The organism is Bacillus gaemokensis (genome assembly GCF_001590835.1).
GTDB lineage: Bacteria > Bacillota > Bacilli > Bacillales > Bacillaceae_G > Bacillus_A > Bacillus_A gaemokensis.
Window position 1 is genome coordinate 155,850 of record NZ_LTAQ01000045.1, and the last position, 14,568, is coordinate 170,417.

At 35.6% G+C, this 14,568-nt stretch carries 13 protein-coding genes and 2 pseudogenes; 6 read left to right on the forward strand and 9 right to left on the reverse strand.

The window, feature by feature from the left end:
- Nucleotides 1–6: 6 nt before the first annotated feature.
- Together AZF08_RS22160 and AZF08_RS22165 are read left to right on the forward strand one after the other, a co-directional pair.
- A complete protein-coding gene (locus AZF08_RS22160; RefSeq protein ID WP_033673890.1) occupies nt 7–492 on the forward strand; it encodes an RNA polymerase sigma factor in 486 nt (161 codons plus the stop codon).
- 5 nt (nt 493–497) lie between these two features.
- Nucleotides 498–1,616, forward strand: coding sequence for an anti-sigma factor (locus AZF08_RS22165; protein WP_033673891.1), 1,119 nt, complete (start codon nt 498–500; stop codon nt 1,614–1,616).
- Nucleotides 1,617–1,698: 82 nt separating this feature from the next.
- Here the strand turns inward: AZF08_RS22165 and AZF08_RS22170 are convergent, their stop codons facing one another.
- From AZF08_RS22170 to AZF08_RS22195, 6 genes and pseudogenes are all read right to left on the reverse strand, one after another.
- Entirely contained in the window at nt 1,699–2,808 is a 1,110-nt protein-coding gene (locus tag AZF08_RS22170; RefSeq protein ID WP_033673892.1) for a metallophosphoesterase, read from the reverse strand.
- Between the two features lie 188 nt (nt 2,809–2,996).
- Nucleotides 2,997–3,503: pseudogene (locus AZF08_RS22175) on the reverse strand (sulfate/molybdate ABC transporter ATP-binding protein); the annotation flags it as partial.
- A pseudogene (locus AZF08_RS22180) lies at nt 3,470–3,820 on the reverse strand (sulfate transporter subunit); the annotation flags it as partial. The pseudogenes AZF08_RS22180 and AZF08_RS22175, both read right to left, overlap by 34 nt.
- Before the next feature lie 350 nt (nt 3,821–4,170).
- Complete coding sequence (locus AZF08_RS22185) at nt 4,171–5,703, reverse strand: fatty acid--CoA ligase family protein (RefSeq protein WP_033673893.1); 1,533 nt, start codon at nt 5,701–5,703, stop codon at nt 4,171–4,173.
- Between the two features lie 359 nt (nt 5,704–6,062).
- Nucleotides 6,063–7,052 (reverse strand): lipoate--protein ligase, encoded by a 990-nt coding sequence (locus AZF08_RS22190; RefSeq protein WP_033673895.1) that lies wholly within the window; start codon nt 7,050–7,052, stop codon nt 6,063–6,065.
- A 9-nt stretch (nt 7,053–7,061) separates the two neighbouring features.
- On the reverse strand, nt 7,062–7,796 hold the full coding sequence (locus AZF08_RS22195) for an MBL fold metallo-hydrolase (RefSeq protein ID WP_033673897.1): 735 nt from the start codon (nt 7,794–7,796) through the stop codon (nt 7,062–7,064).
- A gap of 201 nt (nt 7,797–7,997) precedes the next feature.
- Here AZF08_RS22195 and yhfH point away from each other — a divergent pair, with 201 nt between their 5' ends.
- Nucleotides 7,998–8,126, forward strand: coding sequence for a protein YhfH (yhfH, locus tag AZF08_RS22200; protein ID WP_000567010.1), 129 nt, complete (start codon nt 7,998–8,000; stop codon nt 8,124–8,126).
- Nucleotides 8,127–8,166: 40 nt separating this feature from the next.
- On the opposite strand, the gene AZF08_RS22205 is transcribed toward yhfH, so the two are convergent.
- Nucleotides 8,167–9,180, reverse strand: coding sequence for a LacI family DNA-binding transcriptional regulator (locus AZF08_RS22205; protein WP_033673898.1), 1,014 nt, complete (start codon nt 9,178–9,180; stop codon nt 8,167–8,169).
- 256 nt (nt 9,181–9,436) lie between these two features.
- On the opposite strand from AZF08_RS22205, the gene AZF08_RS22210 reads away from it, so the two are divergent.
- Nucleotides 9,437–9,961 carry a DinB family protein gene (locus AZF08_RS22210; protein ID WP_033673899.1) on the forward strand — a complete coding sequence of 175 codons (525 nt, stop codon included), beginning with the start codon at nt 9,437–9,439 and terminating at the stop codon, nt 9,959–9,961.
- 509 nt (nt 9,962–10,470) lie between these two features.
- Here AZF08_RS22210 and AZF08_RS22215 read toward each other — a convergent pair.
- Both AZF08_RS22215 and AZF08_RS22220 read right to left on the reverse strand, forming a co-directional pair.
- Nucleotides 10,471–11,448 carry a DUF4179 domain-containing protein gene (locus AZF08_RS22215; RefSeq protein WP_033673900.1) on the reverse strand — a complete coding sequence of 326 codons (978 nt, stop codon included), beginning with the start codon at nt 11,446–11,448 and terminating at the stop codon, nt 10,471–10,473.
- 3 nt (nt 11,449–11,451) lie between these two features.
- Complete coding sequence (locus tag AZF08_RS22220; protein WP_033673901.1) at nt 11,452–11,982, reverse strand: RNA polymerase sigma factor SigX; 531 nt, start codon at nt 11,980–11,982, stop codon at nt 11,452–11,454.
- Between the two features lie 441 nt (nt 11,983–12,423).
- On the opposite strand from AZF08_RS22220, the gene AZF08_RS22225 reads away from it, so the two are divergent.
- Nucleotides 12,424–13,854: an ABC transporter permease gene (locus AZF08_RS22225; protein ID WP_033673902.1), complete on the forward strand. Its 1,431-nt coding sequence runs from the start codon at nt 12,424–12,426 to the stop codon at nt 13,852–13,854.
- An 11-nt stretch (nt 13,855–13,865) separates the two neighbouring features.
- On the forward strand, nt 13,866–14,552 hold the full coding sequence (locus AZF08_RS22230) for an ABC transporter ATP-binding protein (RefSeq protein ID WP_033673905.1): 687 nt from the start codon (nt 13,866–13,868) through the stop codon (nt 14,550–14,552).
- The last annotated feature ends 16 nt before the right edge of the window (nt 14,553–14,568 follow it).

The window sequence follows — 14,568 nt, forward strand, 5'->3', positions numbered from 1 at the left end:
AAATTAGTGAAGGATAATCAAACATTAGAACAAATTTACAAACAACATATTCATGATCTATTTCGCTATCTTCTCTCCCTAACAGGACATTTCCATTCAGCAGAAGATCTTATGCAAGAAACCTTCTACCGAATGCTCGTCCATATTGACTATTATAAAGGCGAAGAAGTCAGGCCGTGGTTATTTACAATTGCCTACCATGCTTTTATTGATTGGCGGCGAAAAGAAACAAAATATAAAACAACAACACTCGAAGACTTTCATTTGCCAAATGTGCCAAGTACAGAGAACGCCTATTTCATAAAACATGAAATTTCAAGTTGGTTACAAGGGTTACGCGCCCTTCCACTAGAAAGGCGAAACGTTTTACTATTACGAGATTACTATGGTTTCTCCTATAAAGAAATCACAGAGATGACTGGTCTCACACTAGCAAAAGTCAAAATCGAATTGCACCGTGGCCGAAAAGAACTTCGAATCATAAAGGAGTGATATAAATGAGTTGTTCAGAATTTAAAAAGATTTGGGAGAAATATGAGAACGGCACTCTTACACATGGAGAACAAGAAAAACTAGAAAATCATATTGAAACTTGTGCGATATGTGAAGCCTACTTAGATGAACTGCTAACTAAAACAGAGCGAGTAAAGAAAAAGCTCCCGCCACCGCCAAATCTGCAAGTACCTTTTCGAAGAATCAAATGGAAACATCGTTTGCAAACTATCGGTTTTATGCTTGCAGTTTGTATGGTCTTATATATGATTGGTGGCGTTCTATCCTCTATTTACTTTCAATTTAACAACGAACAAAAACTAAAAGAAGTTAGAGACGTACCTGCACTTGCGCTACAAGCTACAATTCCAAACGTACAGATTCGTGGTGGTGGAACACGTACAGATTCATTTTTCGGCACCCACTCTGATGTTAATTTAGTCAAAACTGTCGGAAAAAACGATGTGAGATTGGGCACATTCCAAATCAATAGCTTCTTCACCTCTATTCAAAAAAAAGAAGAATGGGACGATAAAATGGCTTATCAAAAAAGATTATTCTTTGTGCATCCACAAGCAGAAGAAATTGGTGACCCATCCTTGAATTCAAAAAAAACGTGGGAAACTTTGCAGAAAATCCCGGATGGAACCGTTGCAGATGTGGCTATTTCTTTTGATCGTTCTTATACTTTACAAGAATTAGAATCTCTTCTTTATAGTATATTTGAAGCCCAAGAAATGCCTCCAACACCTGTTTGGTATGCATTGGATACAGGGCTCGAACAAACCGATAAGGCCTTTTTCCTATCAAAATTCGAGATATTCGGTTTTCCTAATCATTTAAGTTGGGGTAACCTTGAAGAAAGACAATTTAAAACGAAAGAAGACGAAGTAATTGAAATGATGCATACTTTATCAAAGCACGAGGACATCGTCAAAGAGGTTGCTTGGTACGACAATAAACCACTCGACCTATCCAAACGATATAAATATGTAAACAAGAACGGTGTAAAAGTATATGGTATCGTCATCACAGGCCCCTCAAAAGAACTATTAAAACTCAAAAATTCTCCCCATATACGCTCTGCCGCACTTGGTAATATTGAATTTTGGAATTGGTTTTAACATATTTCCCATCATAAAAACCCACTCGGAAAAAGTGGGTTTTTATGATGAAAGAGTATATATTTTTCTTATTTCTTCTAAATCACCCAAACGTAACCTCTATCTGAATAATCTCTGACCGACTACCAAGCCTTAGCGGGGGTCCCCAAAATCCAAATCCCGAAGAAACAATTGCATGAAATGCTTCTTTTTGTGCATATCCCCAGTCTAATTCATACATCCGTTTCGTAATCAAATGGTTAGGCGCCATTTGCCCTCTATGTGTATGACCGGATAGTAATAAATCGACACCTGATGCCTCTGCTTGTTTTAATTCAAACGGTTGATGATCCATCGCGATAACAGGAAGCGATTTATCAACTGTACTCATTAATTCTTCAAAACTTTGGCGATCTCGCTCTGTTTTATCTCTTCTTCCAACAAGATAAAAACTATCTTCTATCTTGATTACTTCATCTAAAAGGATATGAACGTCAATCTTATCCATCTCTTGTAAAAATTCAGGAATTGCCTTGCCGTAATATTCATGATTTCCGAGTACTCCGTATACACCTAATGGAGCGTGCATTTGCTTCATAATTTGTCCCATGTTTTTCTTAATGAATACTCCTGGATGATCATCAATGATATCTCCAGGTAGTAAAATCATGTCCGGTTTCATTTCATTTACATGATGGACTAATCTTTTTAAATGAGAAACACCTGATAATTTACCAAAGTGCATATCAGAAGCCATTGCAATGCGAAGAGTTTTACGCTCCTTCATTTCTTTCGGTATATGTATCTCATATTTTCGAACAACTGGACTATACGCATTAAATGTTCCATAACCAAAGATGAAAATGAACATGCTAAGAGTAACGATTCCTGTCCAAATAATAGCCGTTTCTACCTGCACTGATAATAACCGTAAAATAAACACCGTTATATCAGCTAGTGGCAATAATATAAGCGCGTATTGTATGACCGCAAACCAATATGAGCCAATTGTTCGTAAGAAAGGAAGAAACTTAAACACTTGAACAACTAAATACGCATACGAGAAGAGACCAACCAATAAGGCATAGTATCCCCAAGACTCCCAGCCAAAGAGCGTGCTTAGCCACACCCAGCCATTCCATCCGATATAAAACATCAGTAATGTGTATATGATAAAAATAGTAGTTATATTCAAATATCGTCTTATTTTCACAGAATGCCTCCTCTATTATTTCTTTCATTATAACCTGCAATCCATGTATACCGTGAATATTACGCATCATAAGATACTTACTAAGTTTATACCCCTAACTCTAACTTCAAACTTAATCTTTCTCACAAAATAGTAGAAAAATAAAACGAACCATCGTTTATAGATGATTCGCCTCCATTTCCAATATATTAAATAACAAAATCCTCTGGAATGAATACCTTCACTTCTTTTGGATGTACATATACAACTTCACCAACTTGAATCTGTAGCTGTATGAACTGTTCCTTACTAATCTCTGCTTCCAAATACTCTTCTGTCCCCTCGCGTCTTAACTCCACATATACAACAGGGCCAACAGCATGTGAATATGTTACTTTTGCAGAAATGGCATCTACACTTTGTTTTGTCCGTGTAATCGATAAGTCGTGTGGTCGTACATATGCAATTGCATCCGTATCAGAAACATGCGTATGTTCTGGTGCTTCTAGTTCAATCGAACCTAAATTCAACTTCCCTTTATGGACACGTCCATGGAATAAGTTCACATTCCCTAAAAAATCATATACAAATGGACTCGCTGGATTATCATACACTTCTTCTGGTGTTCCCATTTGTTCAATACGCCCTTCGTTCATCACAACAATCCGATCCGCAACATCTAACGCTTCCTCTTGGTCATGTGTAACGAATACGCTAATGCAAGTGTTACAACATCCGCTTCTAAACCATCAATAACGGAACGTGCTTGACTACCTGACCCTCCGTGCGATTGCTTCACTGTTACGGTTTGACCAGATTTCTCTTTCCAATACTTCGCAAAATCTTTATTAAAATCTTGATACAATTCACGAGTCGGATCATATGAAACATTTAACAGTTCAATTGATTTTTTCTCCTGCCCCGATTCTGACTTACTAGTGGATGTTGTCGATGCACACCCCGACAAAAGAACAAATGCCGATAACAACACACCTGCACTTTTTGTAATTGATGCCTTACCCCACAGTTTCATCAATAAATCCCCCTTGTTTTGTACAATAGAAAAAAGGCCCACAATCCATTCACAAAGTGAACGTTGTGCGCCTTCAGTTTCTCTGATTAGTTTCTATTGTATTTTGTTTAATTTCCTTTCATTGTAATTTAATAATTCTTATATGTCAACTCGGAATTAAGTTGTTTACAATTCACTATTACTCTGCAAATAGCGAGACAAATGAAAAGCTACGTCTTCACATAACAACTCATCATGTAGAGACATAGCTTTTTATAAACATATATTTTTTATTACCGTACAATCAAATTACATGTATAAACAACTTTATTTTTCATCTGATAAAATTCATTACTTTTATTACATACTCACTATACCTGCATTGCCTTCTCTCTCAAAGCTCTTCTCAGCAATTTACCTGTTGTATTCTTTGGTAATTCTTCCAAGAACTCGATACTTTTTGGCACTTTATATTTCGCAAGGTGTAAAGAACAATAATGCATCAGTTCCTCTTCTGTGACAACTCCTTGTTTCAGAACAGCATACGCCCGTACCGCTTCGCCTAAATTCTCATCTGGAACACCAATTACAACAACTTCCGCAACCATCTCATGTTGATATAGCACTTCTTCTACTTCGCGAGGATATACATTATAGCCACCTACAAGGACAATATCCTTTTTACGGTCAACAATATAAAAATAACCTTCTTCATCCATTTTCGCTAAATCACCTGTATATAACCATCCATCACGAAGCGTTGCCGCTGTATCTTCAGGTGCATTATAATAGCCCTTCATAACATTTGGACCACGAACAATCAGTTCGCCTACTTCACCGACAGAAACTTCTTCGCCAAGCTCATTGACGATTTTATTTTCTACATGCCAAATATTTGTACCAATTGATCCTGGTTTACGCGGACGATCTAACGGATTAAAGCAAGTAACTGGTGAAGCCTCTGACAATCCATATCCTTCTGAAACAATAACTCCAAAGCGATTTTCAAAGTTTTTCAAAAGGGCAACGGGCATAGAAGCACCACCGGAAATACAGAGCCTAAGTGTTTGAACATCCTCCGCACTTGCTTCCTCATATAAATATAAATAATTATACATCGTCGGTACCCCAGCAAAGATTGTCGGCTCATATGTACGACAAATACGAAATACTTCTTTTGGACTAAACTTTGGTAACATTAAAATCGTCGCCCCATTAATAATTGGCGCATTCACTGCAACCGTTAAACAAAACACATGAAACATTGGAAGTGCCGCAACAATACGGTCTTCCCCTGTATATTGTAAATACGACGCTACATCGCTAGCATTACTGTATAAATTTTTATGTGTTAACATAGCCCCTTTTGGTTTTCCTGTTGTGCCTGAAGTGTATAAAATAACCGCTACATCTTCTTCATCTAGCTCAGGACCTTCGTAGAATAGATCTCCAGTTCCTACGAGACTAGTAAACGTTTTCATTTTTTCACTTTCTGTATGATTGAAATCTGATGAGGTTTCACATATGATGATATGTTCAAGTGAAGGAAGTCTTGTTGTAAGAGATTGTATAACAGGTAGAAGGACGTCGAGTGTGATGATTGTTTTTACATCTCCATTTTGTAAAATATAATGCATTTCATCTGCTGTATAAATTGGATTAATAGGAATGACAGTTGCTCCAGTTTTCATCGTTCCATATAGCCCAACTAAAAAATGTGGTGAATTACCTACAACTAATGCGACATTGTCCCCTTTTCCAATGCCCATTTTTGCTAAATTACTAGAAAACCTCGTGACCATTTTGTTTAATTGGTCATACGAGACCGACTGATCCATAAAAATATACGCCGGTTTCTCTCCTTTCTTTGTTGCTGTTTCAGCTAAAGATTGAACGAGATTCACACAAACCCCACCTTTATAAAATTTAGAAAATTTAAAAATTCTAAATTAATTATATTAAAAGAAAATTAAAGTAGCAAGTGATATTCAATTAAATGAATATAAAGTGAGACTTTAATCAGTGAAAAAGCTTCAGCCCTTCACAGGTTATTAGTCGAACCAACCGGGCATTTACAGACGGTTTCCCTCATTCGCTTTCTATATTTTTAACTACATTTTTTTATGACATTACGGTTGCCAGTTCATGCGAGAGAAATGAGCATTCATTCATTTTTCAACCCAAGTTTGTACATATTGTTTTTATGCACCCTTTTAGAACAACATAAAAAACGATCATACAAATCGTATGACCGTTCTTCCTTTTAGAAGAATAAAGTTAAGAAATCTTCTTTTGTTATATTACCAAAGTAGCGTTTTACATCTACATCTTCTAAAGCAGTAGCAAAAGCTTCTTTGTCAAACTGTACCCCTGTTAAACGCTCTTCAATATCATGAACATCTAGGGCGCCGAAGAAATCACCGTATACTTTACATTCCGTTACTGTTCCTTTTGTTACCTCTAGACGAACATCAACTTGTCCAACTGGGAAACGGTGCGAATGTTGTAAGTTGAATTTAGGAGACTTCCCATAGTTCCAATCCCAATTGCGGTAGCGTTCTTCAGAAATTTTATAAATTTCTTTCCAATCCTCTTCTGTTAACTCGTATGTTGGAACTTCTGTTTCTCCTTCAAAAATCGTTGCAAGAAGAAGCTGTTTAAACTCTTCTGTTGTCATTTTTTCATTTAAAAATTCCGTAATATTCGCCACGCGGCTACGGATTGATTTGATTCCTTTTGATTGAATCTTATCCATTTTCACTTTCAGTGCAGATACAACGTGATCGATTTCAGAATCAAACAGTAATGTACCGTGACTAAACATACGACCTTTCGTTGAAAACTGCGCGTTACCTGAAATTTTTCTACCTTCAGCTAAAATATCATTACGGCCGCTTAATTCAGCATTTACACCTAATTTTCCAAGCGCTTTTGTAACAGGTTCTGTGAACTTTTTAAAGTTATGAAAACTGTCTCCATCATCTTTCGTAATAAAGCTGAAGTTTAAGTTTCCTAAATCATGATACACAGCACCGCCGCCGGATAAACGTCTTACAACATGGATGCCTTTTTCTTTCACATAATCAGCATTAATTTCTTCCACTGTATTTTGGTTTTTTCCAATGATAATGGAAGGTTCATTAATGTAAAACAGTAAGTATGTTTCATTAATATCTAAGTTTTTCACACAGTATTCTTCAATTGCTAAGTTAATCGTAGGATCTGTAATCCCTTTATTATCAATAAATAACATGTTATCACCTCATGAATTCCAAACGTAACCGCTATGCGCAAGCGTAATGCGACCACCAAAAATTTGTTTTGCTTCCTCTACTAAATCAGAAGGATTTCCCGTATGCGGCAAATGCGTTAATAAGAGCTCCTGAACATTTGCATTCTTTGCAATGTCTGCTACTTCTGTACTGTTCATATGCCCTGCTTTTGCAGCTTCCTGATGTGCATACATATTACACTCACAAATAAATAAATCTGCATCTTTTGTAAATGGAATAAATTCAGGAATGTAGCTGGAATCAGCGCTATATACGATAACTTTATCTCCGGCCGTAATACGCATCGCATAGCATATAACAGGATGTACCGTTTTTAAGAATGAAATCGTGAACGGTCCAATCTGAAGTAGTTCTTCCGGATTGTAAACAATCCCTTTCGTATGTGGTTCATGTGTTAAAGAAGAGAATCCTTGTACATCAAACCCATGACCATAAATCGGAAGTTCCGGTAGTTGTCCTTTTGTCGCACTCGTAATTAACCGCGCATATTGCAATACCCCAATATCAGCAACATGATCGTGGTGATAATGTGACAATAGAACTGCATCTATATCAGATGGTGTTATATATTTTTGAAGCTGTGCTAGTACACCACTACCACAGTCAACGAGTAAACGAAAACCATCGTGTTCAAACAAATACCCCGACGTTGCTTCTCCCGCTTCTGGAAAGCCACCCCAAAAGCCAACAACAGTCATTTTCATATGTATCCATCCTTTCTAAAACCACTAGAAATGCAGTATTTCCTCCCATTAAGAAGGGTTTTCACCTACACTCTACAGTCTTAACTATAATTCATTTCCTAAACTTTTTCATTATTTTTCAATTTTGTTATAAAACAGTTGTTGACTTTTGTTTTTTGTACTAATACAATATTAGTAAGAAATGGAAATGGAGGGATTTACATGATAGATCAACCAATGGAGTTTTTCAGAAATTTACCAACGAAAACTTGTGCGCATTGCGGAAAGGAAATTGATGAACAGCACGAGGCATATCATAATAAATGTGACGATTGCGTTCACGAAGAATAGTAGTTTGTAAACATAAGAAAAACCTAGCAGACATCGTCTACTAGGCTAGCAACATCGTATTTCTCATCGTTGAACCTTTCACCAAGAGCTCCAATTCAAACTCATATAATTCTTTTTTTCGGTAATTTTTCGTATGGATTTTATCCATCATTAAATCGACAACTTTTCGAGCCATTTCATCAATTGGCTGTTCAATTGTCGTAATACCTGGCTCTGTAATCTGTGATAAAATTTGATTATCGAAGCCAATTACAGCTAAATCATCAGGAATGCTCCAGTTGTGACTTTTTGCCTCTGCGATAATTCCAGCTGCGACTTCATCGCCTCCTGCCAAAATAGCGGTAGGATTTTTTTTGTCCTTCAATGCTTCATGAAATATTCTTTTTCCATCTTCCCAAGAGAAAGCGTTTTCAAGAAAATCGATCGCTTCCACTTGTTTACTCTGTTCAGTAATCGCGCGTAAAAATCCCATTTTTCGCTGTTGGCTCATTACTTTTGTTTCATTTCCACGGCAAAAAATAAGATTGCGATATCCTTGTTCTAATACATGTTTTGCAGCTATGTAAGCTCCTTGCGCATGATCAAATTTAACCGTTGGAATATTTGCTTCTTCAATATATTCATTACATAAAACCATTGGACCGTGTTGTAAATATGGCTCTACATTCTCCCATGGATTCTCAAGTGAACACAAAATAATACCATCAACTTGTTTCGTTGATAACAGTTGTAAGTATTCCATCTCTTTTTCTGGCAAGTATCTTGTTTGGCAAATAATCAGTTTATATTTATGTTCAGAAGCTGCAATCTCAATCGCTTCAATAAATCTACTGAAAAAAGGATTAGTAATCCTTGGAACAAGTACCGCAATTGTCTCTGTCTTTTGTTTTCTAAGTCTTCTTGCTGCAGAATTAGGAACGAATCCTAAATGCTTCATCGCCAATTGAACCCTCTTTTTCTTCTCATCTGATACATACGGATGGTTATTAATCACCCGAGAAACCGTTGTTCTTGATAACCCCGCTAATTTCGCTACGTCCTCGATCGTCGACACGAAATTCTCCCCCTTTATATGAAAACGTTTTCTTAAGTAGATTATATAGTATATTATTGGAAACTGCAATACAGGTTCGAATGATTTTACTATATTAATATTATACATAGGAAAAAGTCTGTTATTTGCAGGAGAAACAGCTATGGCTTTCGAACATTCCTATTATAACGATTACTGTACTAACATAATGGTGTCCACCGCACTCGTTTATAGTAATCTTTAGGAACTAAATTTTATAGAAAAAGGAGCTAATCCTATGTATACTAATGTCATTTTAGAGAAATTCGAAAGTTTAGCTATGGATTACGTGAATGAATTAGAAAAATACTCCCTTGAACAATTTAGAAGAAAACCTTCTGAAGAAGAATGGTCTCTCGGACAAATGTATAATCATTTGATTGCAGCTTCACATATGCAATTAGGTGCCATCGCAAAATGTACAACTGATTCTGCAACGATAGATGGCCAGAAAACCGAAATGGGTGAAAAAGTATACAAGGTGGGAGCTTTCCCTCCTATACAAATAAAATTGCCTAATCGCCCTGGATACGCACCTGAAAATCCTACAGATAAAGAAGACGTTAAACAACGATTGCTACAACTAATTAAGGACATGAAGGAAGTTGAACCATCACTAGCTTCTACTTCAAGTAACCGCAAAGTAGAGCACCCTGGACTAGGTTATTTAAATGCAGTGGAATGGTTTCAACTCGTTTATATGCATTTTGTTCATCATCTTCATCAGAAGGAGAGATTGGAACAGAGTTTGGTTCTTAAATAAAAAATATCTTTTTCTTGTCTAACTATTACTGTTCCATTACGGACAGAGCTAGCTAATCGTAATAAAACATCCCAATATAGTCTACTCTATTGGGATGTTTTTGCGAATATCTGACTAATGAAGTGAAACTTTAATCAGTGGGGGGTCTTCATCCCCTACTGATTATTAGCCTTCACCAATCGGGCTTTTATGGGCAATTTATCTCCCACTTGACTTCTTTGCTTCCGCTGAATTTTGAGGTGGGAGTATTACTGCTCGCAAATAGCGGGATAAACAAAAAGTGATTTTTGATTAAAATGAATTGCATAAAAGATATATGCTATTTAGCATATATTGCCGTTAAAATGCGGGCGATAGCCTTTTAGTAGTTATGTTCTTAGTAGAATTAGGCATATTAAGTTTATGAACCTAATTAATAAATAAAAGATAAGGTTAAAACAAGATAAGAAATAAATGTAATTAAAACAAGAAAACATATAAATCTAGCATTAGATACACATTGTTTTATTTTATTTTTTAAATTTCGCAGTATCAATTTGAAGTTGACCTTTCCAAGATCCAGCTACTTTCCCAATTTTATTTATATTTACATCTAACGTAAGTGGTTGTTTAAGCGATCCTTTCCCTTCAGAACCTTCAACAAATGTAATGACACCTTCTGGTCTATCTTTCTCACGAATGCCCACATGTTCTAATTTTTTTCCTGCTGCCATCAATTCAAACGGTAAACCATCTGTACCTTGAATAAATGCTAACTGTGAGAACATACCATCCTTCGTTTTATATTCAGGATTCTCTTCTTGTTGTGCGTTTACCTTTCCATCACTTTTAAGATCTAATCCAGTTGTATCAAATTCAAACGGTACTACACTTCCATCGGCCTTCTCAATTTTATAATGAATAGATATACGTGAATCTGCTACATACAATTCTTTGAAATGTACAGTAATCTCTTGATCCGTTATTTTTTCATCTATAGGAAGAAATTGACCATTCTTCATCATATCTTGTGTGACACCATTTTCATCTTTTATTCCCTCATTTACAACCTTATCATTTGCAACTTCATTAGAAAAATACGAGGCAACATTAGTAGCCGCAACTTGTACTTGCGGAATCATTGCTGTTGTAACAAGCCCTGCCACAGCTACTGCTGTATACATTAAACGTTTTGATTTTTTATTCATGTTTGTAAACAATCCTTTCTTCTTCTCCATTTTATGATTTATATCAGACACATTTTCTAACTGGGTATGGCTTTCGAATGTTTTCCACGCTTGTTCCACATCAATATTGATTTCTTGTGTTTCATGTGTACACTCTTCATCAAGTATCAAATTTTCCCATTGATTTAATTTACTAATTTCTATCAATGCTTTTTGACACTTTTCACATGTATCTAGATGCTGTATAAATTTCTTTCTTGTCTCACGAGGAAGTTCTCCATCTATATATGCTTGAATTAACCCCATATCATAACAAGTCATTTGTTATGCCTCCTCCATCTGTTTATAAATCTTGCGAAATTTTGTTTTGGCTCGTACCAATAATGTTCCAATAGAAGATACGTCCATTTGAAGTACTTGTGCAATTTCTTTATATTGAAATCCGGAAAATTTCATTAATAAAATTGTTCGATCTTGATCGCTCATTTTTATTAATGCATTTTGTACCTTTGTAATCTCCTCTTTTCGTATCCATTGATCATCTAGTGATGAATCATTTCGTATTTCATGATATTGTATTTCTTTATCTATTCTCGCCTGATGTCTTTTCTCAGAGCGTAAATAGTTATAAGCTACATAAGTAGAAGATTTAATCAGCCATCCAGGTAAATTTTCAATTTCTTTCCAATCAGTGCGATGTAATTGTAAAAATACTTCTTGCGCTAACTCTTCAGCGATAGTTTGTTTTTTGATAATCCATACTATCTGTTTCACAACGTACACATAGTATTGTTTAAACAAATCTTCAAATGTCACATCCGAAACATGCCTCTCCTCACCTTTTATAGTTAACATTTTAGTTAAAACCTCACTCTCATTTGATGCCTGCATTATAGAGAAACCAGAAAACCTAGTTTTGTGACAAAAATTTTTATTTTTTTATTATGTACTAAAAAAAATCATTCATTTTTCAATCCGATACATGCAAAAATTTGATTCAGATTAATCCCTGATACGAATTAACCTTACTTTTGTTTTTGGTTGTGAGGCGGTGATTGGTGTGAAGCGAGGGTCTAGCCACTACTTGTGTCATAAAAATATAGAGTAAGAGTTATTTCCTAAACAGCTGATTTAAGTGGTTCATCTTGGCAATAGAACCTGTTAGAAATATGCAAACGAATCACTACATATAAACTTCATATAACCCCCTTATATCTCTAGATAAACTACTGAATATCTCCATATAGACTCCAGATAGCTCATATAGAATAACAGCTATCAAGGAGGTTAGAAACAATGAATTTTATAAAACGCGCAATTCTCAGTATGAAAAAAAGAATAGGAACATCATTAATTTTGATGGCTGTCTTCCTGATTGTTACAAATTTAGTGCTGGCAGGATTCACAATCCAAAATGCATCAAAAAAAGCTACTGAATCAGCAAGAAAAAAACTGGGTGCAGATGTTACTTTAGGTCTTGATTTTGATAAATTAGGAAAACAAGCAAGGGAAAGTGGAGAAATGCCTAATCCGCCGCATCTCAATACAAAAGAAGCAGATCAATTAGCGAAGTCCAAGTATGTAAAAGACTATAATTATATAACCCATACTTTCGGAATTCCGGATGGGTTTAAATTAGTAGGATCTTCAGAAGAAGTAGGAGAAGGAAAAAGTGGAGTGGGAATGGCTGTACGAGGAGGTTCAGGTTCAGAAATAGATCCGAATTCTTCTTTTATGATAGAAGGAGTTCGCAAGACTTTATTACAAGAAAGTTTTAAAAATGGAAAAAGTAAAATCATTGATGGGAAACCAATTACAGAAAAGATGAAAGATCAGAATGTAACTTTAATGGAAAAACGATTAGCGGAACAAAACAAATTGAAAGTAGGAGATAAGGTTAAAATTCAATCAGGGGATAAGAAGAAAACTCTTGAATTTGAAATTATTGGTATTTACGAAACAGATGAGCAAGCACCATCGATGGGTGGAAATGCCCCTCCTATGATGAATCCAGCTAATAAGCTATATATGCCTCACTCTACTTTAAAAAAATTAGAAGCAGAGCAAGGTACTAGTAGTAGCATTCAAGTCGTATACTTCTTGAACGATCCACAATACATTGATGCATTTAAAAAAGAAGCAAAACAATCTGATATTGATTTTAATTATTTTAAGTTAGATGCACATGATTCATTGTACAAACAAATGATTGGTCCTATCGAAAATATCTCTTCTACTTCTCAAATGATTATATATATTGTATCTATTGCGGGTGCTATTATCTTAGGATTAATCATTATGTTATCGATTAAAGCACGTCGTAAGGAAATGGGGATTCTATTGTCTATTGGAGAGAAAAAATGGAAACTGATGGCGCAGTTCGTAGTAGAAGTAGTATGTATTGCTATTTTAGCATTTGGATTATCCATAACAACAGGAGCTAAAGTTTCTCAATTCATAGGAGATCATTTACTTTCTAATGAAATTGCTACAGCAAGCGAAGAAAAAGACGATCCACAAAATGGTAGTGTAATGATGGTTGGACCTGGTGGTACTCTACAAAACCAAAAAGAAGATCCAATTGATAAAATTGATGTAAGTGTAACAGGAGAGGATTTAGGAAAAATGGGGGGGATTGGACTGACTATTGCTTTACTAGCAACTATTCTTCCAGCATTATCGATTCTACGCTTAAATCCAAAACAAATCCTTTTAAAAGATGAATAAGGAGGCTCGACATGGAGACAATTTTACAATTTAAGAACTTAAATTATTATTATGAAAGTAACCGAAAAAAAGTAACGATACTAGATGATGTTACGTTTTCTTTTCAAAAAGGGCATTTTTACACGATTTTAGGGCCATCTGGATCTGGTAAAACCACAGCTCTTAGCCTAGGTTGCGGATTGGATATACCAAAAACTGGTTATGTTCTGTATAAGGGCAAGGACATTCGAAAAATTGGTTTAGATCGATACCGTAATCAATATGTATCCGTGATTTTCCAATCATATAATTTAATTACCTATATGACTGCTCTTCAAAATGTACTAACGGCAATGGAAATTACAGGTGTTAAGGTGCAAAATAAAAAGGCAAGAGCATTAGAATTATTAGAGAAAGTAGGACTCACAGAAGTAGAAGCGAAACGAAATGTCCTGCAACTAAGTGGTGGACAACAACAACGTGTAGCAATTGCTCGAGCACTATCTTGCAATGTTGATTTACTTATTGCTGACGAACCAACAGGAAACCTTGATGAAGAAACAGCACAAGAGATTATTGAATTGTTTCAGGAGCTCGCCCATCAAGAGAATAAATGTGTAATTGTTGTTACGCATTCACAAGAAGTTGCAAAAAAATCGGATCGAGCAGTTTATTTAAGCAAAAAGAAATTAGTAGTAAACGATATTAATAACTCCTAATAAACAACTCCCCTTT

Excerpts from the sequence above, each read along its gene's own strand:
- yhfH (WP_000567010.1), top strand. The coding sequence starts at position 7,998 with ATGATAGATCAACCAATGGAGTTTTTCAGAAATTTACCAACGAAAACT.
- AZF08_RS22225 (WP_033673902.1), top strand. The coding sequence starts at position 12,424 with ATGAATTTTATAAAACGCGCAATTCTCAGTATGAAAAAAAGAATAGGA.
- AZF08_RS22220 (WP_033673901.1), bottom strand. The coding sequence starts at position 11,982 with ATGTTAACTATAAAAGGTGAGGAGAGGCATGTTTCGGATGTGACATTT.
- AZF08_RS22210 (WP_033673899.1), top strand. The coding sequence starts at position 9,437 with ATGTATACTAATGTCATTTTAGAGAAATTCGAAAGTTTAGCTATGGAT.
- AZF08_RS22230 (WP_033673905.1), top strand. The coding sequence starts at position 13,866 with ATGGAGACAATTTTACAATTTAAGAACTTAAATTATTATTATGAAAGT.
- AZF08_RS22215 (WP_033673900.1), bottom strand. The coding sequence starts at position 11,448 with ATGACTTGTTATGATATGGGGTTAATTCAAGCATATATAGATGGAGAA.
- AZF08_RS22165 (WP_033673891.1), top strand. The coding sequence starts at position 498 with ATGAGTTGTTCAGAATTTAAAAAGATTTGGGAGAAATATGAGAACGGC.
- AZF08_RS22195 (WP_033673897.1), bottom strand. The coding sequence starts at position 7,796 with ATGAAAATGACTGTTGTTGGCTTTTGGGGTGGCTTTCCAGAAGCGGGA.
- AZF08_RS22190 (WP_033673895.1), bottom strand. The coding sequence starts at position 7,052 with ATGTTATTTATTGATAATAAAGGGATTACAGATCCTACGATTAACTTA.